Here is a 22,230-nt window from a genome sequence, read left to right as displayed (position 1 = left end):
TAAAAATATAACAAATGGCAGTATATAGGTTCAGGGTCACTTTTGAGGATTATGATGATATTGTAAGGGAGATCGATGTAAAATCGAACCAGACTTTTCAGGATCTTCATCATGCGATACATAAATCTACCGGGTATAATCCCGATTATTCTTCATCGTTTTATATCAGTAATGACCAGTGGACCAAGGGCGAGGAGATCACCTTTATGCCTAACCAGCGTAAAATTGATCGCGGCATAGCCCTGATGGATAAGGTAAAACTCAGCAGTTTTATTGATGATCCGCACCAGAAATTCTATTACACCTTCAACTTCGACCGTCCGTTTGATTTTCATGTCGAGCTGATGAAGATCATTTTGGATGAATCACCAAAAGCTGAGTACCCGCAGGTAGTACGCTCGGTAGGTGAAGCGCCTAAGCAATTCGGCAACGTTTTCAATCCAACCATACTGCCGCCAACCAGCGAGGAGTTTGACTTTTTGAATGAGATGGAGTATAACCCCGAGGACACTGAGGATTTTACAGAGGTTGACGAAACCGGCGAAGCTGTTGTTGATGAGGAAGAAGAAGCAGCCGAGGAGGATGAATTTGGCAGCGAGTTTTCAGACAATGAAGGCTTTGAGGAAGATGACCGCGGCCGTGGCAGCAGGGATGATTATTAATTAGTCCATAGACTACGGTCAATGGACTATAGACAAAGAATATAACAAATAGCGATGGCTTTAAACCCATCGCTATTTAATTTTAAAACCTTTATTAAGCCGATGGCTGATCAACCAAAAACACTTATTGTAGTAGCAGGCCCAACGGCAGTAGGTAAAACTGCGGCTGCCATACAATTGGCCAGGCATTATAATACAGTGGTGGTATCGGCAGATTCGCGGCAGTTTTTCAGGGAAATGAGCATCGGTACGGCAAAACCTGATACTGATGAACTCGCGGCAGCGAAGCACTATTTCATCAATTCGCACTCCATAGCCGACGATTTTAATGTTGGCGATTACGAAAAGCAGGCGCTCCAACTGTTAAACGAATTATTCAGAGAACATGATTTAGTGATATTAGCCGGAGGCTCGGGCTTATACATCAAAGCTGTTTGCGAAGGTTTTGATGACCTGCCCGTAGCTGCCGAGGGGCTACGTGAAAAGTTGAATGCTGAATTAGAACAGCACGGCATTACCTATTTACAGGAAAAACTTAAAAATGCCGACCCTGATTATTACAACCAGGTAGATCTGAACAATCCGCAGCGTATTATACGTGCCCTTGAGGTTTTTGACACCACAGGAAAGCCTTTTTCATCCTATCGCACAACCAATATTAATAAACGCACGTTCAACATTATTAAGCTGGCATTAACCATGCCGCGCGAACAGTTGTACAGCCGCATTAATCACAGGGTTGATGTAATGGTGGAGCAGGGTTTGGTTGAAGAGGTCAGATCGCTATTACCTTACAGGCATTTGAATGCCTTAAATACGGTAGGTTATTCGGAGTTGTTTGATTATTTTGACGGTAAAACAGATATAGCCACTGCCATATCGCTCATAAAACAAAACACCCGCCGTTTTGCAAAAAGGCAGCTTACCTGGTTCAGGCGAGATGCGCATATAAAGTGGATAGAAACAACCAGGGGAGATATACTGCCCATAATGCTTGAACAGATTGGCACGTTATGATACTGCTTTAAGTTTTGGTGTTGATGATTTAGTTTTTACATTTATGCTGACCGGCTTTAAATGCAAGTATTATACTTCAACTTATCAGTATAAAAATAAGATGAACTATCTATTATATTTAATAAAAAAATTATAAACTCCTAGTTCCGTTACAATTTTATCATTATTTTCGGCAAATAATAATTATAATTATATTTTAAACAATCTATATGAAGACAATAATAATTACCGGGGGCGCTGGTTTCATCGGGTCGCACGTAGTAAGGCGGTTTGTTACAAATTATCCTGATTACAAAATCATTAACGTTGATGCCCTCACATACGCCGGTAATTTAGAAAATCTGAATGATATAGAGAACCACCCTAATTACACCTTTGAGCGTGCAGATATTAAGGATGCGGATGCTATCAACGCGATATTTGAGAAATACGACGTTACCGATGTGGTGCACCTGGCTGCCGAATCGCACGTTGACCGTTCGATCACCCATCCGCTTGATTTTGTTTATACCAACGTTATAGGTACGGTTACCCTGCTGGAAGCGGCAAAGAAATACTGGAAAGAAGACTACTCAAAACATCTTTTCTACCATATATCAACTGACGAGGTTTACGGCTCATTAGGTACCGAGGGTTTCTTTACCGAAACTACCAAGTACGATCCGCACTCGCCATACAGCGCCAGCAAGGCATCAAGCGATCACTTCGTGCGCGCTTACAATGATACTTACGGCATACCGGCCATCGTATCAAACTGCTCAAACAACTACGGGCCAAACCATTTCCCCGAGAAACTGATACCACTGCTGATCAACAATATATTAAACAGCAAACCACTACCTGTTTACGGTGATGGTAAAAACGTGCGCGATTGGTTATATGTAATTGACCACGCCCGCGCTATTGACCTGATATTCCATAAAGGCAACAACGGCGATACCTACAACATTGGTGGCTTTAACGAGTGGACCAATATTGACCTGGTACGTGTACTTTGCCGCCAGATGGACGAAAAGTTGGGTCGTGATGCCGGCACCAACGAAAAGCTGATCACATTTGTGAAGGACCGTCCGGGTCATGATGCACGTTACGCTATTGACGCTACCAAGCTCAACAAAGAGCTCGGCTGGGAGCCATCAGTAACTTTTGAGCAAGGCCTGTCAGAAACTATCGACTGGTACCTGAACAACAAAGCATGGATTGAGCATGTAACCAGCGGCGCTTACGCTGATTATTACGAAACACAATACGATAAACGCTAACCACCTGATATGACCATTGAACTTACTCCGCTTGAGGGTTGCGTACTGCTAAAACCGCGTGTATTTAATGATGACCGTGGCTATTTTTTTGAAAGCTATAACCAGCAAACTTTTAACGAGCTAACCGGCACCAACACCACCTTTGTGCAGGATAACCAGTCTTTTTCATCAAAAGGCACATTGCGCGGCCTGCACCTGCAAAAGGGTGAACATGCACAGGCCAAACTGGTACGTGTTGTAAAAGGTGAGGTACTTGATGTAGCGGTTGATCTTCGTCCGGGTTCGGCCACATACGGCCAATACTATGGCGCGCGCTTAAGTGAGGAAAATCAGCACCAGTTGTTTGTACCACGCGGCTTTGCACATGGTTTTGTGGTGTTGAGTGATACCGCAATTTTTGCCTACAAATGCGATAATTTTTATAACAAAGCATCAGAGGGTGGTTTGCACTATGCTGATCCTTCGCTGAATATAGATTGGATACTGCCGGCAGACGTACTGCAAACATCAGAAAAGGACAGGATATTACCTTACCTTGCTGACGTTCAGGAACCATTCTTTTAACATCTACATATAAAAATATGAAAAACACTGTGATATTTGGTGCATCCGGTCAGTTAGGCAGTTGCTTTAAGCAAATAGCCGAAAATGAAGGGATAACCGATATTTTTTTTCCGGGCGAAACGGAAGCGAACATTTTGGATGAGAACGCGCTGAAAAGCATTTTTGAAGAACAGCGCCCCGTATACGCTATCAACTGTGCCGCTTACACCGCGGTTGATAAAGCTGAGGATGATTATGAAACTGCCGATAAAGTAAATAAGGTAGGCGCCGCCAACCTGGCCAAATTTTGCGCCGAGTACGGCACTACGCTTATCCACGTATCAACTGATTTTGTTTTTGAAGGCAACGAGCCTACGCCGCGTACCGAAGAAGATATTGCCGCGCCTATAAATGCTTACGGCCAAACCAAGCTGGATGGCGAGCTGGCGATCAGCAGTGTGTTAGAAAAATATTTCATTCTGCGTACAAGCTGGCTTTACTCGGAGTATGGTAATAACTTTGTTAAAACCATGCTGAAATTTGGCGCGGAACGCGAGCAGTTAACCATTATAGCCGACCAGGTAGGCACACCTACTTATGGCATCGACCTGGCTTACGCTATTCTGGAGATCATTAAAACTGAAAGCACAGCTTACGGCCTGTACCATTACAGTAATGAAGGTGTGGCATCATGGTATGATTTCGCAAAGGCTATTTTTGATTTGTCGGAAACGCATGTTAAAACCCTGCCGATACCTACCAGCGCGTACAAAACAAGGGCGGTACGCCCGGCTTACTCGGTAATGGATAAAAGCAAGATCAAAAATGCGCTGAGCATCGAGATCCCTTACTGGCGCGACAGCCTGGCAATCTGTATCAACAGGCTTAAAAACAACTAACAAAACAATTACAAACCGTTAACCAACACTAACCACGCATCTATATGAAAGGTATTATTTTAGCAGGCGGATCAGGCACCAGGCTATATCCTATCACTAAGGCCATCAGTAAACAGCTTATGCCTATTTATGATAAGCCGATGATCTATTATCCGCTTTCTGTTTTAATGCTGGCTGATATCAAGGAGATATTAATCATTACCACGCCCGAGGATAACGAAGGCTTTAAACGCCTACTGGGCGATGGCAGCGAACTGGGTTGCCGCTTTGAATATGCTATTCAGGAAAAACCGAACGGCCTGGCACAGGCTTTTGTTATAGGTAAGGATTTTATCGGCGATGACAAAGCTGCACTTATATTGGGTGATAACATATTCTACGGCTCAGGCTTCAGTAAGCTGATACAGAGCTTTAACGATGTAGTGGGCGCGGCTGTATTTGCCTACCCTGTGGCCGACCCTGAACGTTATGGCGTGGTTGAGTTTGATAAAGATTTTAAAGCACTTTCTATTGAAGAAAAACCGGAAAAACCAAAATCAAACTACGCGGTACCGGGCCTGTATTTCTATGATAACAGCGTAATACAAATAGCGGCTGATCTGGAACCATCTCCACGCGGAGAGTACGAAATAACCGACGTTAACAAGGTTTATTTAGAACAAGGTACACTGCAGGTTGGTGTTATGGACCGCGGTACCGCATGGCTGGATACCGGTACTTTCGACTCACTGAGCGATGCTACCGAGTTTGTACGTGTAATTGAAAAACGCCAGGATACTAAAATTGGTTGTATTGAAGAGGTAGCTTACCGCATGGGCTTTATTGACGCCGAGCAGTTAAGCAACCTGGCACAACGATATATTAAGAGCGGTTACGGTAAGTATTTGCAAAAGCTTCTTAGCTAACTCACCCCGACTTTGCTTCGCTCGTCACCCCTCTCTACGCAAGCGTAGAGAGGGGTTGTTTTTATACCAATTGTATTACCCACTGGCTAATACAATTATCTACTACCCACTTTGCCCGCAAGGCAGAGAGGGTGATCCACCTAAGCGAAGACCGGGTGAGTCTACCTAACCGCCTCCACCAGCACCAATTCCATCCGTGTAGTTTGCCCGCTCCGGGTAGTTTTGTTTAAAAAGGACGGCTTTAAACGGGTAATGGCATAACGCTCAAATTCTTTTAAAATCTGCAACTTTCTGCCATTCAAAACAGCGTTCACCACATCAGCGGGGGCGTATAGCATAAACACGTTATCGGGCAATTTAACCGAACCATCAGCAGGTATGGTAAGCATCGGCCGGTCGAGGTAAAACTCCATGGCGAAATTTACATCGTCGCCACATTGCAGCAGAGGTATTCTTTTCAGATCTTTCATCTTATTTACATACATGCCTGCCTCACTCCCGGCCTGGTACTTTAGCAAATCCGGATAAAATGCCCAATTGAGATATAGATTTACAACAACACATGTTATAATGCTGCGGTAGCCCATCCGCTCGTACCAATAATTACCTGCAATCCGGACAGGTAAAATAAAAAGCGTAAGCAATAACGTAAGTACTAACGTAAACAGTAACGCAATACTTACTTCAGGCTGATAGTACAGATGCAATACAATTAAAACCATAACAAGCAACGCTATTACTATCCATTGCGTAATGTTGATAGCCTTTACACTTTTCACAGATTTGACATTAAAGATATACTGCGCCGTAATGATCGCGAAAAACGGAAACACAATATTGATATAATGCGGCAACTGAAACTTTGAGGCCGAAAACATCACGAAGGTAAGCATGGCTCCGCAGATATTGAACCACTCTGTAGACTGCACATTTTTGACACCCTTTTTAATAAACTGATAAATGGCAGCGAATAATAATAACGACCAAGGCAAAAAAGCCCACAACGTGGTATGCACAAAAAAGAATGGATCGCCACTACCTTTTATGGGACCGGTGTTAAAAAACCTGCCGAACTGGCTATCCCAAAAAAAGAATTTTATACCCGATACATTATGCTGACCAAACACCAGCTTTTCGGGGTGCGCATCAAACTGTACATACAGGCAATATACCTCGGGCAGTATAAAAATAAATATCAATACAGCAGCCAACAGCCAGCGCAGGTTAAATAATTGTTTCCATTGTTTGGTGATGATAAGATGACCCGCAATGGCACCGCCTATGGTAATCAACACGAATATCCCCTTAGTCATTACCGCGCAACCGGCAAACAGGCAGGCAATCAGCAAATGCCAAAATGAGGGCTTGGTATATGAGCGGTAAAAGTGATACACCGAAGCAATAATTAACCCGGTAAGGTAAGGCTCGGCACGTACATCGTTATCTGATAGTACAATATGCTGTGCGGTCAATAATATCAGCACCGCCCATATGGCCACCTGCTTATTGTATAAACTTTTAGCGAACAGCCAGGTATACACCGCCCCCATCAGCATAAATACAATGCCCGACAGCTTATAGGCCCACGTGTTGATGCCGAACATTTTAAAGAAAAAGGCAGCTATCCAGAATGGAAAGTGCGGTTTATCCAGCCAGTCGATACCTCGAACGTATATGTTCACATAATCATTTCGTAGCACCATAGTTTTGGCAATGGTGGCGTACAATGTAGCATCCGGATTCATGAGCGGAACGAACAGGCCGCTAAAGTTAACGGCTACCGCTAATCCTAAAAATAAATATAGCCACTTGTTAAGTGCCGGTGTTTGGGGCATAGTATAAACGCTTGGCGGTAAAGATAAACAGATTTTTTACGTTAGAACGGTTTGTAAAGGCTTTGATTTAACCCTTGCATTTACATAACTTGACCGCATTTTATGAACAAACTTTTAAAGCTGATTGCCTGGCTTGCAGGCATTGCCGCGGCACTTTATATAGCGGTTTGCTGTTATTTTTATTTTGAGCAGGATAAGCTGATCTTTCACGAAGCAAAGCTGCCGCGTAACCATCAATTTAAGTTTGATTATCCGTTTAAGGAATATAGCATCAAGAATGGTAATGATACTTTAAGCGGTGTTTTATTTAGGGCTGATACCGCCAAAGGGCTGATCTTTTTTTTGCACGGCAACGCGGGGAATGCTGACGATTGGGGTGATATCACGCCCGAACATACCGCCAAAAATTACGATATGTTTGTTTTGGATTATCCCGGATTTGGCAAAAGCACCGGCCATATCAGCAGCGAGGCCCAATTGTTAACCGCAGTACAAACCGCTTATGACACGCTGAAGAATGAGTACCGCGGCCGAAGGATCATTATTATGGGTTTTTCTATCGGTACCGGCCCGGCGGCATGGCTGGCGGCTAATAACCAGCCCGATAAACTCGTACTGCTGGCGCCCTATTACAGCTTTACTGATCTGGCAAAGCACTTATACCCTTATTTGCCGGCATTTATCTCTAAATACCAGTTAAATACTTATAGTTATATTGAAAAGGTCAAATCCCCGGTAATCATATTTCATGGCAATGCGGATGAAACCATCTATCATCAATCTTCATTACGATTAAAACAGCATTTTAAGCCGGGAGATCAGCTTATCATCCTGAACGGACAAAAGCATAACGGTATTGATAAAAATGAGGAATATATAAAACGTTTACCCGGTACGCTAAACTAAGCGCTAATAAACGCCCGCAAACTCTTTTTGCTTTACGCTAACAGAACCGGTACCCTTACCGCGCCCAACGTTGATGATGATGTGATACAGATCGTCATCAAACATAAAAATGTTATTGCCTGCATCCATACCGGTAAAGCTCAGCTTAAAGTTTGATTGCTTAGCCTGCGCTATAAGGTTCAGTAAAAATTTGCGGTTGTTGGTGGCGTAGTATACATTGCGCAGCAGCAGGCCGTTACCCAGCTTTTGGCCGTCGCCTATTATAACGCTTTCACGTTTGGTAGTATCACTAAGGCCTTTGTAGTTCTCTACCTGTTTGCCATCAATCTTCTGTATATAATCGCGCTTAAATTTACGCGATATAACCAGGTAATCATGCGCCTCGCCGTTACTTAGCTGGGCAAGGTTGGTAAGGTCATTAAGGGTTAAGCTTTGTGCCTGCACGTATCCGCAGGTAAATAGCAGCATGATAAGGAGCACTCTTTTCATTTCAACATTAAACTCCCTCAAATATAAGCATTTGTTACTTATTTGTTACACAAGGTAATTAGCGCCCTGCCTGCGGCTGTTTTTTATACCAGGCCATTGCAAGCGTAATCATCTGGTTATAGGTAAGCAATCCCTGCGGCTGGTTATTCACTTTTAAAAACTTATCATAAAAAATACTGCTCACCGCGTCCAGTCTGCCTTCATAATACTCCCAGTATTTTCTCTCGGCTTTCAAATCAGCCATTACGTTTTTGCTGATGCGTTTTTTAAACAGCTTGAATGAGGTGGTATCGGCAGCGCGCAGGGCATACATAAACTCCGTCATGCCGGTATAATAAGCCGAGTAGCGCAGCAGTTTGTCCTTTGATTTTATGCCCGCCAAAAAGCCGGCAAAGTTGGCTTCATCCTCCGGCCCGAACCCTACCTGGTGCGAAAGTTCATGGCAGGCCACAAACGGGCGCATATAAACCGGCATCTGGTAATTAATTTGCGCCTCGCCAGTAAAAGGATTATAATAGCCTGATGTACCTAAATAATTTATAACAAAGGTTAGCATGGCCGGCTTTACACCCGGGTAATAGGTTTTAAACTGTGCCGACGAATCTGACAGGTTTTTAAGCGCTTGTTCTGCCGATGTATAAATACTATCGTTAGGTACGTCCATATCCGCGGGCGATAGTTTTTGCCGGGTTTGGTTGGCACTATCTATCAGCACCAGGGTAACGGCCTTCAGGTCGGTAACAGTATAGGCGGTATCGGTAAGCCCTAAACGTACGCTGGCCGGCGGGCGAAAATAATTCAATCCCCAAAACAGATAAAACACAACCACCCCAACCTGTATACCAATAACCAAACGCAACGCAGTATATAAAGCGCCTTTAAAGCGCTTTTTAAACAACTGCTTTATTATACTGAAAACAACATACAGCAGCCAAAGCGACACCGCGATGTATAGCACATCGCCAATACTAAATGGCAGCCAGTTAAAAAGCGTGTGCAGCACCAAAGCTATACCCCGGTACAAACCCTGCGAATAATATTGCTCCACCGCCTGCGGATGATCAGCAAATACCATGAGCAGGTAAATAGTAAGCCCCAATGTAAATACAGTAATGAGTAATTTAATAAGGGGAGAATGAGGTTTAAACATTAGCTGTAAATATACATAACGGCAACCATGCTGCAACAAAAAGCCCCTGCATTTGCAAGGGCTTCAAAATATTCTGCGGGTTAATTACTTTACAGATACCGGTACAGTTAATTCATCCCAGCTTAAAGTAAAACCTTTAGGGTTAATGGCATAAACCAGGCGCTCTTTCTTCGCGTCAGATTTTACCGGTTTAACGGTTACGCGCAAAGCATCCTGAGCTTGCTCATATTTATAAGCACCCCATTGTTTCGGCACTTTGTTAAATACTACTGTCCACTCACCTTCGGTTGGAATAGTGAAAAAGCTGTAAGTACCTGCGGGCAGGGTTTTACCTTCAACCTTTATTGCTTTATCGGTAGTAAAAACGGTAGCTTCGTTAGCACCGGCACGCCATACCTGGCCGTAAGGCACCAGCGATCCCCAAATCTTACGATCCTTTACTGATGGACTACCATAGTTAATAGAGATGTTGGCTTTACCGGCTTTGCCGCTAACACTGTCGCGCGGGCTGGCAACAGGTTTAGCATCCTGCGCTTTGGTGGTAATTGAAAAGAACATGGCGATAAGCACAACTGCAAACGCCTTTAATTTTAATGCTTTGTTCATGGTGGTATTTAAAATTAGTTACTGCAAAGGTAATTAACGGTTTGGTTTGGCAAATTGTATCGGCAAATAAATAAACAATTATCCCCCCTGCTACTCAATATCACCTTGCAGTTAGGAATTGACCGTAAGATTAAACAATGGTTGTGATTTTTTGCTCTTGCCTTTAACAGGGCGTGGGTTTTATTTTTTAGGGGATGTGATCAATTACCATCCTTCACCTCTTCCCAGTAAACGGTATTAAGCAACAGGCGATTATTTGAGGCCACCTGCGATTTAACTTTTTCAAGTTCAGCCTTTACCTGCTCGGGTGTGAGCTCTCCGCTTATTGAGTAATGAAATATGCAATAACCGGTAACGCTGTTAATAAACTTATAGTGTTTGTCGGTTTTCATATATGCCTGTATTTATGAAACTTAACAGCATATAATGTAAATAGTTTTACGGCTTGCGCTGCTGCCTGAAAGAGCTTGCGGTTAATATTAACTGCTCTACACCTATTTGTTCGGGCGCGTTAAATTGCTGCATTACCAGATCGGGTGTAAGCTTTACCGTACCCCCGGTAGTTTTAACATTTATAAAGCCGTTACGTATTGTGTGACCTTTATAATCACCTATTTGCTTATTGATCCCGGATAAACGTATTAATAATTCAACAATGGCATAGGCTGGAAGAGTAGCGTTCGGCATGATGCAAATGTAACAAGGATGTTAAGCAAACATCAATTAACATTACATCATAAGTTCACCAATGCTTAACATTAAAATAACATTAGAGTAGATTATACGTCAATTTTAACATGATTTTAAAAAAATTAATGCAAACAATAATCACTTTCTTTAATACCGATTGTGTAATATCAACGTTATGTCTATATTTACAAGGGTATGACAAAAAAAACTGACTTCATTTATTCGGAGTATTCGGAACCGCACCGCATACGTACAAAAAAAATATTAAAGGAGCACCCAGAGGTGCGTAACCTTATCGGCAGAAACCCAACTACCATCTTTGCTATATTAGGCCTGGTGCTTTTCCAGGTAGTAATGGCATGGCTGGTACGCGATCAGGCATGGTGGGTAATTGTAGGCGCGGCTTATTTATTAGGCGCTTTTGCTGATCATTCCCTGTTTGTAATGATACACGAGTGCGCGCATCACCTGCTGTTTAAAAACAAAAAACTTAACCGCTGGGCCGGTATGCTGGCCAATATGCCGCAAATATTTCCAAGTTCTGTGTCGTTTGAGCGTTATCACATCAAACATCATTCCTTTCAGGGTATACATGAGCTTGATGCCGATTTGCCTAACCGCTGGGAAGCAAAACTGATCAATAACTCATTTTTAGGCAAGGCTGTTTGGCTGCTTTTCTTCCCGGTATTCCAGGTATTCCGTATATCAAGGTTAAAAGAGATCCAAAATTTCGACTCGTGGATAGTAGCAAACGTATTGGTACAAGTTGTATTTACAGCGGCCATATGGTACTTTTTTGGCGGTGCCGCCGTTGGTTACCTGTTTTTGAGCTTTATGTTCTCGGTAGGTTTACACCCGCTTGGCGCACGCTGGATACAGGAGCATTACCTTACCCATAACGAGGAGCAGGAAACTTACAGCTATTACGGCCGTTTAAATACGGTATCATTTAACGTAGGTTTTCATAATGAGCATCATGATTTTCCATCAATACCATGGAACCGTTTACCAAGAATTAAAAAAACCGCGCCGGTTTATTATGATACTTTAATATCACATAAATCCTGGACAGTGCTATTCTTCCGCTTTTTATTTGATAAAGAAATATCACTGTTCAGCCGCATTGTGCGCAAGGACAGGGGCAAAGTGCCGTTGAAAGACCAATCGCGCCCTGATGCGGAAATTCAGATAGAAAAACCCGCCGCTGTGGTTTAAAACATATTGATCCTCTCCTGCTAAGGAGGGGATTTTTTTGTAAATAAGCCTTGCGGTTAAATAACATTTATTGCATATTTGCTAATAAAATTAGCAAATATGATAGCAGTGAGCGTGCATGAGCGGGTAATGGTGTTTAGCCGTTATATAGGGCAACTGGTGGTGGTAAACAGCCTTTTAAGTAATGATCGTAATGTTATTGGCAGCCTGCAGGGCGTACGTAACAATGCCTTGCTTATTGAAATTAAAGGCGTAAACCGTTGGGTACCCCTGTCTGACGATATTTTGCTTAACGATATTAAGCTATTACTTAAACCGCTGAAAAAACTCACTCAAAAAATTATTGATACAGCCAATAGTTTACCTGTACAATCGTTCATCATCCCCTACTACCAGCAACTGGGTTTTGATATGCCGGTATTTATTGCTCCGGGCAGTAACCATAACTGCAAGTATGTGCATGAGCTGGGCCTGGCCGATTACCGTACATTTGATGAGATAGAACAGGAAACACAACATCAGCACACCGCCATCGCTCATTAATTAATAACAATTACCTCTTATCATTAAAAACTTAACAATAAATAGCTACTTTGCCTGTTAAATACTCAAAATGAGCAGGCAAAAAAAAATATGGGTGTTATTGGCAATTGTAATGGTGGTATTTTTTTCGGCGTATGGCTGGCACCGTTACCTTGGCCAAAAGTACAGCATATCCGGTCGGCTGCAAAACAAGGAGGCTGATGAGATATCGGGCATTACGGCATCAACCATAAATAAGGATGTGTACTATGCACATAATGACAGCGGCGATACCAGTCGCATTTTTGCTATAACTACCGAGGGCAAAATATTATCAACCATATACTATAACTGGCAGCACACCACCCAGCCGGGCGGGCATGACTGTGAAGATATAAGCACCGGCCCCGGGCCTATAAAAGGTGCCGACTATATTTACATTGCCGATATTGGCGACAACTTTTCGGCGAGGCCCTTTGTAACTATTTACAGGCTGAGGGACAGGCCATCATTTATAATACAAAAGGAAACACATACCAAAGCAGTGGCTATAAACCTCATCTATCCGGATGGGGCAAAGGATGCCGAAGCCATGATGATAGATCCGGTTGATGAACTGATGTATATTGTTACCAAGAGGTATGACAGTGTTAGCGTTTACACAGCACCGTTAAAATATAAACCTAATGATACACTGAAGCTTACCAAACGCTGCAAGTTGTTTTTTGCCGGTTTAAAACCCCTTAAATGGATAACCGCTGCAGACATTTCAAAGGATGGTAAACAGGTGCTGGTTAAAAATTATCAAAAGGTATTTTACTGGAAACGCCAACCGGGCGAAGCAATATGGCAAACCCTGCAACGCAAACCACTTGAGCTGCCGTATCAGCAGGAAAAATTAGGTGAGGCCATTGCCTTTACGCCGGGCGGCAGCGGCTACTTTACCACCAGCGAAGGTGCCTACGCGCCTATTTATTATTATAAAACGCCGGGCTTTTTTTAAATTCAGCTATTACTTATCTACTCCTCGTCGGGGTTAAGTATATAATCAAAGGTTTCGTGCCCGTTATGAAAAATAAATTTCAGGCGTTCTTTCGGGGCGTCAATATCAAGCGTTAAAGCGGCTATGGTATTCGGTATGTTATCACGTATCAGTTTCAGGTCAGTAACATTAGGCATATTTATATATATAGCATCATCTGTTTCTTCAATTGTCCATCCCTGCAAATTCGCCCTGTTTAAAATTTGCATCCACTTTTGCTTATAAGCTCCCATTATCAAATACTTATTTCTTTTTGTAGATTAAAGCGATAACCTAACTTAAAGTTTTAAGAGCAAGTAATTTTTTAGTACCCCTTGCAGCTAATTAAATGTCAGTAAAGTTTAATATTAATCGCTATAAACAATATGGCACTTAATTTGTAAGGTATGCGTTACTTATTTATAAGGCATAAATAATACCTTTGCGCGCATTAATGGATACAGCAAGTACAACACCTCCGCAACACAACCCCGGCTCAAAGATCAGGAAGCGCGTTGCCGACTTTTTTGTTGACCTGTACCGCATCGGCGGGTTTACAGCGCGCTTTTTTAAGGAGGCTTTTGTAGCCCCTTTTGAATTTAAGGAACTTATACATCAGTGCTATCAGTTAGGTGTGCGTTCGCTGCCGCTTATATCATTAACAGGTTTTATTATCGGTATTATATTCACCAAGCAATCAAGGCCTTCGCTGCTTGAGTTTGGCGCTACATCATGGCTGCCATCGCTGGTGTCCATCGCTATATTAAAGGCACTGGCACCTATGGTTACGGCCATCATCGCATCGGGCAAAGTAGGTTCAGGTATTGGTGCCGAGCTTGGCTCAATGCGCGTAACCGAGCAGATAGATGCTATGGAAGTATCAGGCACTAACCCGTTTAAATACCTGGTTTGCACGCGTGTACTGGCTACTACGCTTACTATACCGCTGCTGGCTACCTATACGGCGTTAATAGCCTTATTAGGCGCTTACCTTAACATCAGCGCTAACGAAGGTATCAGCTACAGCGCGTTTATGGGTGAAGTGTTTGATCCGATAGATTTTATCGACATCAATCAATCATTGGTAAAGGCTATAGTATTCGGCTTTACCATTGGCCTGGTTGGCTGTTACCAGGGCTACCACTCAAACAAAGGCACCGAGGGCGTAGGTAAAGCGGCTAACAACGCGGTAGTAATTGCCATGTTTTTGATATTTATTGAGGAGATACTGATTGTTCAAATAACCGGCTGGTTCAGGTAATATGGAAAAGTCAACAGCACATATCGACTATAATAACGCGGTTATAAGCATACGTGACCTTCAGAAATCATTTGGTGATTACCATGTTTTACGAGGTATTGATCTGGATATATTTCAGGGCGAAAACCTGGTGGTGCTTGGGCGTTCGGGCACCGGTAAATCAGTATTAATTAAATTAATATCAGGTTTATTAAGACCCGAAGAAGGCAGCATAAATGTATTAGGCAACAATGTACTTGCCTTAAATGATAAGGAATTGCAGCAATTGCGCGTACGTATTGGGTTCTCGTTTCAAAACAGCGCACTTTATGATAGCATGACGGTGCGTAAAAACCTCGAGTTTCCGCTGGTACGTAACCGCAAGGGCATTACCCGTAAAGAAATAAACGTGGCGGTTGAGGAAGTGCTTGAGGGCGTTGGCCTTTCGCAAACCATCAACCAGATGCCGTCAGAACTTTCGGGCGGGCAGCGCAAACGTATAGGTATTGCACGCACACTTATACTTAATCCCGAAATAATGATGTATGATGAACCCACGGCAGGCCTCGACCCGATAACCTGTATCGAGATCAATGACCTGATCAATGAAGTTCAGCAACGCTATCATACCTCGTCTATCATTATTACGCACGACCTTACCTGTGCCAAAAGCACAGGCGACCGTATAGCCATGCTGCTTGACGGTCAGTTTCAGCGCGTTGGCTCATTTGATGAAATATTTGAAACAGATGACGCGCGCGTGAAACCTTTTTATGATTATAACTTTATTCAATAAAACATACCATACTAATGGATGCTTCAGAAAGAAAAAACGCGATTATAGTGGGCATATTTATTGCCCTGGGTACCATCATATTTGTGGTGGGGGTACTTACGCTGGGTAGTTCATCAAAATCATTTGTTAAGAGCATTAACATACGCTCAACCTTTAGCGATGTAGCCGGCTTAAAAAAAGGCAGCAACATCTGGTTCTCGGGTGTTAAGATAGGCACCGTTAAAGAGATCGCCTTCAGCAGCAACTCACAGGTTGAGGTGGTAATGTCAGTTGATGCCGCGGTACAACCTTACATCCACCGTAACACGCAGGCCAAAATTGGGTCTGACGGTTTGATCGGCAACAAGATCATTGTACTTGATGGCGGCAGCCCGCAGGCACCGGCAATTGAGGATGGCGACAGGATACAGTCAGAAAAAATGCTATCAACTGATGAGATGATGAGCACCTTGCAGGAGAATAACCGCAACCTGCTATCTATCACTAAAGATTTTAAGCAACTAAGCAGCCAGATATTACAGGGCAAAGGCACCGTTGGCGCGTTATTGGCTGATAGCACCATGGCCCTGCAACTGCGCAGTGCCATGAAAAACCTGCAATCAACTACCGAAAGCGCATCGCGTATGGCTGTACAGTTAGATAACTTTAGCAACAAGATGAATACTAAAGGCGGCCTGGCTGATAAGCTGCTTACCGATACGGCTACTTTTGCGCAAATACGCCAGTCGGTTGCGCAATTACAGCAAACCGCTGCCAACGCCAGTATGCTTACCGATAACCTGAACAAGGCATCATCAAAACTTAATACTACCGATAACGCGTTGGGTATTTTACTTAATGACCGTAAAACGGCCGTTAAAATGCAAAATACGCTTAATTACCTTGAGCAAAGTTCAATTAAACTGAATGATGACCTTGAGGCCGCTCAGCACAACTTTTTGTTGAGGGGATTTTTTAAGAAACGGGAGAAAGCCCGCGCTGATAGTTTAAAAGGCAAATAATATACAGGGTACAGTTGCCTGATCTAATTGAAAGCTTCGCCCAAATGGGCGGGGCTTTTTTTATTTCAAACACAATTTAGTCATTCAGGCTATTTTTAATTGCAGCGTAGTGTCGTAAACATGTTGTGATGTTTTAAGCATCACATCCATTTTACTTACCAGTTTGTTTGCATAAGCCAGGTTAGTTTCCAGTCCTTCAATTTCCTTGCTAATAACCTTTAAAAAGTACTCACTATCAAAAACCTTTAGTAACCAATCATAATTTGTATTTAAAAAGTTAAGCACCTTTAAAAAAAACGAACCTTTGTTTTGCATTAACACTTCGCATTCATCTATAATATCGGTAATGCCTGGTTCGGTGAGGTCGTTGTTCTTTCTTAATTTAACAAAGCTTATAAGCCTTGCGTAAGCAATACCTACTTTATGCAGTATTGATTGCATCTCTTCATCAACAGAGCGTATTGAATAACAATTACTGTACTTGTAATAATGATTAAATGTCCAATTGGCATTATGGATACAAGCTTTGTATCTGTTAAAAATAAAATTTGTTTTCATAGCCATAGATTTCCTACACACCATAGCCAAACATGTTGCCATAAAACCCGGATGTTGGTAACTAATTCTTAAAATTTGTGCATTACTCCCTGTAGTTTTACCACCGGTTAATTGTGACACATTTGTTACTTTTTATATTTCCCTAAAAGAAATTTAATTTCATCAATTAGCTTTTTTAAAAAATACATCAAACACTTATGTTCGCTTTTTTATACAAATTATCCCTAAAAGCGCCTCAGCTTTATTTAATCGAAAATTTGTATTGATTAAATTAATAAACACTTAACTAAAACCGCTGTAATTTTCAGATGTTGTGTATTAAATACACTACAGATGAATAAACAACTTAAACAAGCCATAGGCATTGGCATTGTAGCCGGTATGCGTGCCATGCTTGCTCCGGCAGCTACGGCTACTTACCTCGCTAACCAACCTGCTACCGATAATGATAATACGGCGATAAAAATATTGCGATCAACCACCGGTGTGAGGGTATTGCAAGCGCTAAGCGCCGGTGAATTGGTGGGTGATAAACTTCCGGCGGCGCCAAACCGTACTGCTTTAGGAGGATTGATTGGCCGTGTGGTTAATGGCGCGTTATCGGCAGCAGCCTTAAGCAAGGCAAGCAAATCAAACGTACTCACCGGCGCGCTTATAGGCGGTGGCGCGGCACTGGCATCAACCTATGCGTGCTTTTATTTGCGCAGGTACATAAGCAGCCGCCCGCATGTAAAGGACTATGTAACCGGAGCCACCGAAGATGCACTGGCAATAGCACTGGCCCGGCTAATACTTAAATAAGTTGTATATTCACTCGCTCCGTTTTTAAGGCAGGGCCAATGCACATGAAAAAACTTTGGGGCACTGCTTTTTTGCTGCTTTTTACTTTTTTGGCTACCGGCCAAAAGCTGCGGCCTGCCTTAAACCTTACCAAAGGTAACACCTATACGCTCATACTTAAACAAACCACCACCACCAACCAAACCATACGTGAACGCCCGCTGGAAACACGCTTGATACTATCGGCAAAAATGAGTTTTACAGTGACTGACGTGCAGGACACCTTATATACAGTTAAGGCAAAGTACGACAGCGTTAGCCTGCAAATGGATATGCCCAATGGCAACCTTCAATTCAGCTCAGAACATGCAGATACGGCCAACCTCTATTCAAAGGTGCTGGCTAAATTGAAAGCCCTGCCCTTCCGGCTTATTTTAACACGAACAGGCAAGGTGGCAGCAGCTAATGAGGCGGAGAAAAACCTGACCGAAATAACCAACACCTTACAGGTATCTGCAGCGCAAAGGGAGCAGGCATTTAAACAACTTCAGTCATCATTAGGTGGCAATGCTATTGTTGATCTGCTGGGGAAACTGATCTATATTTTCCCTCCATCAACAATCAATAAAACTGATAAATGGGTGCTTACTAATAATGTTGATAGTGAAATACCCCTTATGGTACACAATTTTTACTTTGTTAAAAACACCACGCTTACGGATATCACTATCCGCGGCAACGGCACTGCTCAAACAAACCTAACAAACGATACCGTTCAACTTAACGGAATGCCGGTTAAACGTAACCTGGCAGGCAATACCACCTCGACGATTACCATAAATAAAAGAAACGGCTGGCCGAAAACAGCCGAAGTAACACAAAATTTAAAGGGGAATATTATTGTGACCGACAATCCTAAGCTACCCGGCGGACTGGCGATACCCGTTGCCATAAGCACCACCCTTACAGTAATTACACCTTGAAAGAATAATAGGTTAGCTTTGTTTATTTTAAATAAAAAAATAGTGATATTTGAGATGCTTTACAGACCCCATATATCATTTGAACACACGTTTACAATTTTCTGCAGATACATCTGTGCATGCAAAGGTGCAGGATGTACAGCATATATATGACCAGTATGCAGGCATGCTAATGGGTTATATATATGATGTAGTGAAGGATCACAAAATGGCTGAGCAGTATCTGGCTGATATTTTTATTGCTGTAGCGGCCATACCTGATGTATTAAAAACTACAGACGAGAACATTTACTGCAAGCTGCAACTGCTTGCACGTAAAAAGCTGACCAGCTATTTTGATACTGTTAAAGAATGTGATGTTAACGAAACGGTAAAAAATCGGCCTAATAAATTTTTGAGCAGCATGAATACCAGGCAGTTAACCGTTTTTTGCGGCATACATTATCATGGTAAAAACGTTACAGCCATTGCCGCCGAAATGAATGAGGAAGAAGATACCGTGAGAAGATTATTAAAAGAAGCATTTTTAATTATTAGACGAAGTAATGATGCAGGAGTACATTAACAGCGGCATACTTGAAGCCTATGTATTAGGCTGTGCTTCGCAGCAGGAGGTGCAGGAAGTACTTAGCATGAAGGAGAAACACCCTGAAGTTAAGGATGCTTTACTTGCGCTTGAGGATGATATGGAAAAGCTGGCTGCATCAATGGCTATTGAGCCGCCCGCCAACCTTTGGCCTAAAATAGCCGATGAGATAAACGAGATAACCATGCGCGAGCCTTTAAAACCGCAGATTTACCGCGAACAGCCAAAGCAAAATACTGAAACCGATAACAAATCTCAATACATTGATATTGAATCGGAAGCAACACACATGCGCATACACAAAGCATGGCGGTGGGTGTTTGCCGCGGTGTTTGTATTAGGTAAGATATTTTTGGGTTTCGCTATTTATTATTACCTGGAGAACAGGCAAATGAACGAGCAGATGAACGAGCTCAAAACAGAACTTAAACAATTAAAATCAACACAATAAAAAGCGCCCGAAAGGGCGCTTTTTGCTTGATGTGATAAGGGTTTAGGTAGGGTATCTTTATTCGGTTGCTGTTGCAGCGTTGTCTTTTTGCAGTTTTTTAAGCATCTCGTTGCCAATCAGCGCATCGATCATTCCGCCGGAGCCGCCATCCTTGCCGCTCACCAGTATTTCAGGCACCAGCTTGATGTTGTTGCTGGCCAACGCCTCGGCTACACGCACCACGGCATACTGTTCGGTACCCATAGCTTCGGTTTTTTGCTTGGTAACCTCGGCCTCGGCTAAACCTATTGCTTTGATCTTGCCTGCTTCGGCAACACCGTTAACTTCGGTAGCGGTAGCATCGGCGGCGGCGTTAACCGTCTTTACTTCGGCGTCGGCTTTAGCATTGATGGTCTTTACCTCGGCATCGGCCTTGGCATTTATGGTTTTTGATTCGGCCTCACCTTTGGCCGCGGCCACCTTTGATGCCGCCATCTGGGTATTGATCTCTACCTGCCTGGTTGATTTTACCACCTCGGGCTGCATATCGGCACCGGCTTTGGCGCTTTCAAATTCCTTACGTTCAATTTGCGCATGGCGCTGTATCTCATAGGTCACCTTTTCCTGTTCGGCTATTTTACGGTCGGTAAGGGTTTTCATCAGCGCCGCGGGTGGCACAATGTCGCCTATCAGGGTGTCCACCCCTACCACATTATAACCAGCTAACACGGTGCTGATATGATCTTTAGCATCATTTTGCCGTTGGATACGGTTAGCAAGAAAGCCAATCACATCACTGCGTTGCGCCGAGTTGCGGAAGTAGTTGGCAATAGTTGGCTCCAAAACCTGCGATACCAGGTTTTTCATTTTACCAAAACGGGCAATCACCTTTGGCGCCTCATTACGCGGCACGTGGATGATCTGCGATACATCAAGATTAAACGTAAACCCGTCAGACGAGCGGACGGTGATGGTACACAGGTTCTTATCCAGCTCATGCGCTTCGGTACGGCTATCGGCCCAGTTAAGTACAATATTGGTGGTAGGCACTATCTCAACCGCGTGGGTATAAATATTCACCGGGTGCTTGCCCGGGTCAAGCGGTTCATCCCAAACACCTTTCTCGTTGCGCTTTACTATGTTACCATGTTTAAAGCTGTCGCCGCTGGTGTCTTTACCTTCGGGGCCTACAAAGGAGTTTACCACCCCTACGTAACCTATCGGTATATAAACCATATCCACCTGTTCAACACTTACAAACCAGGGGTTAAGGTAATAGGTACCCGAAAGTATCACGTCCTCCTGCAAACCTTTGCGGCCACCGGCGTTAATAAATGCTATGGGGTCCTGGTAATTTTTATGGCCATGTACGGATTCTCCGGCTATTTCGCCTTTATCCAGCGGTTCGCCGTCAAGCGTGGTAATGATGCCTACCTTGTTATCATTAATATGGGTAATAGGCACGGTTTGTATCTCAAACAAAAAGGTATTGATTCGGTAACTACCCGGCGTAAGGAATGCCGCCTGCGGGCCTTTCTGCCCATTATTATCCAAAAAAGCGATAGCATCCTGAAATTTGTCGCAATCAACAGGCTTACCCAGCACACGGCCGGTATCTAACGAGGCACCGTCCTTCGCCTTTACCAGGCCGAGCTTATCCTGTTCAATAATGGTAAAAGGCGCCATAATTACCTCGTACTGCCACGGCCATAAGCGCCAGTATAGCCCCGGGGCGAGCGCTTTAGCTTGCATACCGGCTTCGCCATGCGTAGCAATGATGCGCCCGTCGGGCATGCGCTTGCTGTTGTTAAGCGTGAACTTTTTTATTACTAAACCAATACGGTCATCAGGCACGATAACCATTCCGCAAAAAACCCTGAGTACAAATTTGTACATAATAAGGGCTACTACGATAGGCACAGCCCACCACAGGTTAATAAATAAACCAGACATTTTTTTTATGAATTTAAAATGATAAGCCCATAAGGTTGGGGCCTTTTAGAAAAGCTTACAGCTTTATTTTCAAAACCTTAGCTGTATAGCTGTTTAGGATTTGAGTAGAGTTACGGTCGCATTTGTATAAATATTACTGACCAAATATTGCACAGTTTTTAACCCCCGTCAAGAGTTTTTA

General features: G+C 43.2%; 26 protein-coding genes. 17 read left to right on the top strand and 9 right to left on the bottom strand.

All coding sequences use genetic code 11. The features are described 5' to 3' along the window. Positions 1–14: 14 nt before the first annotated feature. The 6 genes from LJ707_RS08010 (at position 15) to rfbA (ending at position 5,288) form a co-directional block, all read left to right on the top strand. Positions 15–662: a plasmid pRiA4b ORF-3 family protein gene (locus LJ707_RS08010; RefSeq protein WP_228950289.1), complete on the top strand. Its 648-nt coding sequence runs from the start codon at positions 15–17 to the stop codon at positions 660–662. A 102-nt stretch (positions 663–764) separates the two neighbouring features. Then, positions 765–1,679, top strand: coding sequence for a tRNA (adenosine(37)-N6)-dimethylallyltransferase MiaA (miaA, locus tag LJ707_RS08005; protein ID WP_228950288.1), 915 nt, complete (start codon positions 765–767; stop codon positions 1,677–1,679). A 209-nt stretch (positions 1,680–1,888) separates the two neighbouring features. Continuing rightward, positions 1,889–2,941: a dTDP-glucose 4,6-dehydratase gene (rfbB, locus tag LJ707_RS08000; RefSeq protein ID WP_228950287.1), complete on the top strand. Its 1,053-nt coding sequence runs from the start codon at positions 1,889–1,891 to the stop codon at positions 2,939–2,941. Positions 2,942–2,950: 9 nt separating this feature from the next. After that, complete coding sequence (gene rfbC / locus LJ707_RS07995; RefSeq protein WP_228950286.1) at positions 2,951–3,505, top strand: dTDP-4-dehydrorhamnose 3,5-epimerase; 555 nt, start codon at positions 2,951–2,953, stop codon at positions 3,503–3,505. Positions 3,506–3,522: 17 nt separating this feature from the next. Continuing rightward, the gene (gene rfbD, locus LJ707_RS07990; protein WP_228950285.1) at positions 3,523–4,383 is read left to right on the top strand and encodes a dTDP-4-dehydrorhamnose reductase; all 861 of its coding nucleotides are present in this window, start codon (positions 3,523–3,525) and stop codon (positions 4,381–4,383) included. A gap of 44 nt (positions 4,384–4,427) precedes the next feature. Further along, complete coding sequence (gene rfbA, locus LJ707_RS07985) at positions 4,428–5,288, top strand: glucose-1-phosphate thymidylyltransferase RfbA (protein WP_228950284.1); 861 nt, start codon at positions 4,428–4,430, stop codon at positions 5,286–5,288. Between the two features lie 161 nt (positions 5,289–5,449). Here the strand turns inward: rfbA and LJ707_RS07980 are convergent, their stop codons facing one another. Next, positions 5,450–7,123, bottom strand: a complete 1,674-nt coding sequence (locus LJ707_RS07980; protein WP_228950283.1) for a glycosyltransferase family 39 protein — start codon at positions 7,121–7,123, stop codon at positions 5,450–5,452. Between the two features lie 102 nt (positions 7,124–7,225). Here LJ707_RS07980 and LJ707_RS07975 point away from each other — a divergent pair, with 102 nt between their 5' ends. Next, complete coding sequence (locus tag LJ707_RS07975) at positions 7,226–8,029, top strand: alpha/beta hydrolase (RefSeq protein WP_228950282.1); 804 nt, start codon at positions 7,226–7,228, stop codon at positions 8,027–8,029. Positions 8,030–8,032: 3 nt separating this feature from the next. Here LJ707_RS07975 and LJ707_RS07970 read toward each other — a convergent pair whose 3' ends face one another. The 5 genes from LJ707_RS07970 to LJ707_RS07950 all read right to left on the bottom strand — a co-directional run bounded on the left by LJ707_RS07970 (position 8,033) and on the right by LJ707_RS07950 (position 10,961). Then, the gene (locus LJ707_RS07970; protein ID WP_228950281.1) at positions 8,033–8,518 is read right to left on the bottom strand and encodes a hypothetical protein; all 486 of its coding nucleotides are present in this window, start codon (positions 8,516–8,518) and stop codon (positions 8,033–8,035) included. Between the two features lie 58 nt (positions 8,519–8,576). Continuing rightward, complete coding sequence (locus LJ707_RS07965) at positions 8,577–9,668, bottom strand: DUF3810 domain-containing protein (RefSeq protein WP_228950280.1); 1,092 nt, start codon at positions 9,666–9,668, stop codon at positions 8,577–8,579. 84 nt (positions 9,669–9,752) lie between these two features. Further along, entirely contained in the window at positions 9,753–10,274 is a 522-nt protein-coding gene (locus LJ707_RS07960) for a DUF2911 domain-containing protein (protein ID WP_228950279.1), read from the bottom strand. Positions 10,275–10,474: 200 nt separating this feature from the next. Then, on the bottom strand, positions 10,475–10,666 hold the full coding sequence (locus tag LJ707_RS07955) for a hypothetical protein (RefSeq protein WP_228950278.1): 192 nt from the start codon (positions 10,664–10,666) through the stop codon (positions 10,475–10,477). Positions 10,667–10,712: 46 nt separating this feature from the next. Further along, on the bottom strand, positions 10,713–10,961 hold the full coding sequence (locus LJ707_RS07950; protein ID WP_228950277.1) for a hypothetical protein: 249 nt from the start codon (positions 10,959–10,961) through the stop codon (positions 10,713–10,715). A gap of 198 nt (positions 10,962–11,159) precedes the next feature. Between LJ707_RS07950 and LJ707_RS07945 the strand changes: the two genes are divergently transcribed. The 3 genes from LJ707_RS07945 (at position 11,160) to LJ707_RS07935 (ending at position 13,704) form a co-directional block, all read left to right on the top strand. Beyond that, positions 11,160–12,179 (top strand): fatty acid desaturase, encoded by a 1,020-nt coding sequence (locus LJ707_RS07945; protein ID WP_228950276.1) that lies wholly within the window; start codon positions 11,160–11,162, stop codon positions 12,177–12,179. Between the two features lie 99 nt (positions 12,180–12,278). After that, a complete protein-coding gene (locus LJ707_RS07940) occupies positions 12,279–12,722 on the top strand; it encodes a hypothetical protein (protein ID WP_228950275.1) in 444 nt (147 codons plus the stop codon). A gap of 70 nt (positions 12,723–12,792) precedes the next feature. Continuing rightward, positions 12,793–13,704: a DUF4131 domain-containing protein gene (locus tag LJ707_RS07935; protein ID WP_228950274.1), complete on the top strand. Its 912-nt coding sequence runs from the start codon at positions 12,793–12,795 to the stop codon at positions 13,702–13,704. A 17-nt stretch (positions 13,705–13,721) separates the two neighbouring features. Here LJ707_RS07935 and LJ707_RS07930 read toward each other — a convergent pair whose 3' ends face one another. Continuing rightward, on the bottom strand, positions 13,722–13,976 hold the full coding sequence (locus LJ707_RS07930) for a hypothetical protein (RefSeq protein WP_228950273.1): 255 nt from the start codon (positions 13,974–13,976) through the stop codon (positions 13,722–13,724). A 200-nt stretch (positions 13,977–14,176) separates the two neighbouring features. Here LJ707_RS07930 and LJ707_RS07925 point away from each other — a divergent pair, with 200 nt between their 5' ends. From LJ707_RS07925 to LJ707_RS07915, 3 genes are read left to right on the top strand one after another with little or no spacing between them, the layout of a single operon-like run. Beyond that, entirely contained in the window at positions 14,177–14,983 is an 807-nt protein-coding gene (locus tag LJ707_RS07925) for an ABC transporter permease (protein WP_228950272.1), read from the top strand. Between the two features lies 1 nt (position 14,984). Continuing rightward, on the top strand, positions 14,985–15,758 hold the full coding sequence (locus tag LJ707_RS07920) for an ABC transporter ATP-binding protein (protein WP_228950271.1): 774 nt from the start codon (positions 14,985–14,987) through the stop codon (positions 15,756–15,758). 14 nt (positions 15,759–15,772) lie between these two features. After that, on the top strand, positions 15,773–16,759 hold the full coding sequence (locus LJ707_RS07915) for an MlaD family protein (protein ID WP_228950270.1): 987 nt from the start codon (positions 15,773–15,775) through the stop codon (positions 16,757–16,759). Positions 16,760–16,843: 84 nt separating this feature from the next. Here LJ707_RS07915 and LJ707_RS07910 read toward each other — a convergent pair whose 3' ends face one another. Continuing rightward, positions 16,844–17,317, bottom strand: coding sequence for a hypothetical protein (locus LJ707_RS07910; RefSeq protein ID WP_228950269.1), 474 nt, complete (start codon positions 17,315–17,317; stop codon positions 16,844–16,846). A 333-nt stretch (positions 17,318–17,650) separates the two neighbouring features. Here LJ707_RS07910 and LJ707_RS07905 point away from each other — a divergent pair, with 333 nt between their 5' ends. From LJ707_RS07905 to LJ707_RS07890, 4 genes are all read left to right on the top strand, one after another. After that, entirely contained in the window at positions 17,651–18,118 is a 468-nt protein-coding gene (locus LJ707_RS07905; RefSeq protein WP_228950268.1) for a DUF4126 family protein, read from the top strand. A gap of 44 nt (positions 18,119–18,162) precedes the next feature. Further along, positions 18,163–19,080 carry a DUF6263 family protein gene (locus LJ707_RS07900; protein ID WP_228950267.1) on the top strand — a complete coding sequence of 306 codons (918 nt, stop codon included), beginning with the start codon at positions 18,163–18,165 and terminating at the stop codon, positions 19,078–19,080. Positions 19,081–19,159: 79 nt separating this feature from the next. Further along, positions 19,160–19,645, top strand: coding sequence for a hypothetical protein (locus LJ707_RS07895; protein ID WP_228950266.1), 486 nt, complete (start codon positions 19,160–19,162; stop codon positions 19,643–19,645). Further along, complete coding sequence (locus tag LJ707_RS07890; RefSeq protein WP_228950265.1) at positions 19,626–20,117, top strand: hypothetical protein; 492 nt, start codon at positions 19,626–19,628, stop codon at positions 20,115–20,117. Before LJ707_RS07895 ends, LJ707_RS07890 begins: the two co-directional genes overlap by 20 nt. A 57-nt stretch (positions 20,118–20,174) precedes the next feature. Here the strand turns inward: LJ707_RS07890 and LJ707_RS07885 are convergent, their stop codons facing one another. Then, positions 20,175–22,049 (bottom strand): SPFH domain-containing protein, encoded by a 1,875-nt coding sequence (locus LJ707_RS07885; RefSeq protein WP_228950264.1) that lies wholly within the window; start codon positions 22,047–22,049, stop codon positions 20,175–20,177. Between the last annotated feature and the right edge of the window lie 181 nt (positions 22,050–22,230).

Origin of the sequence: Mucilaginibacter sp. UR6-1, from assembly GCF_020880975.1 — a bacterium.
Classification (GTDB): domain Bacteria; phylum Bacteroidota; class Bacteroidia; order Sphingobacteriales; family Sphingobacteriaceae; genus Mucilaginibacter.
This window is presented reverse-complemented; position numbering and strand designations above follow the sequence as displayed.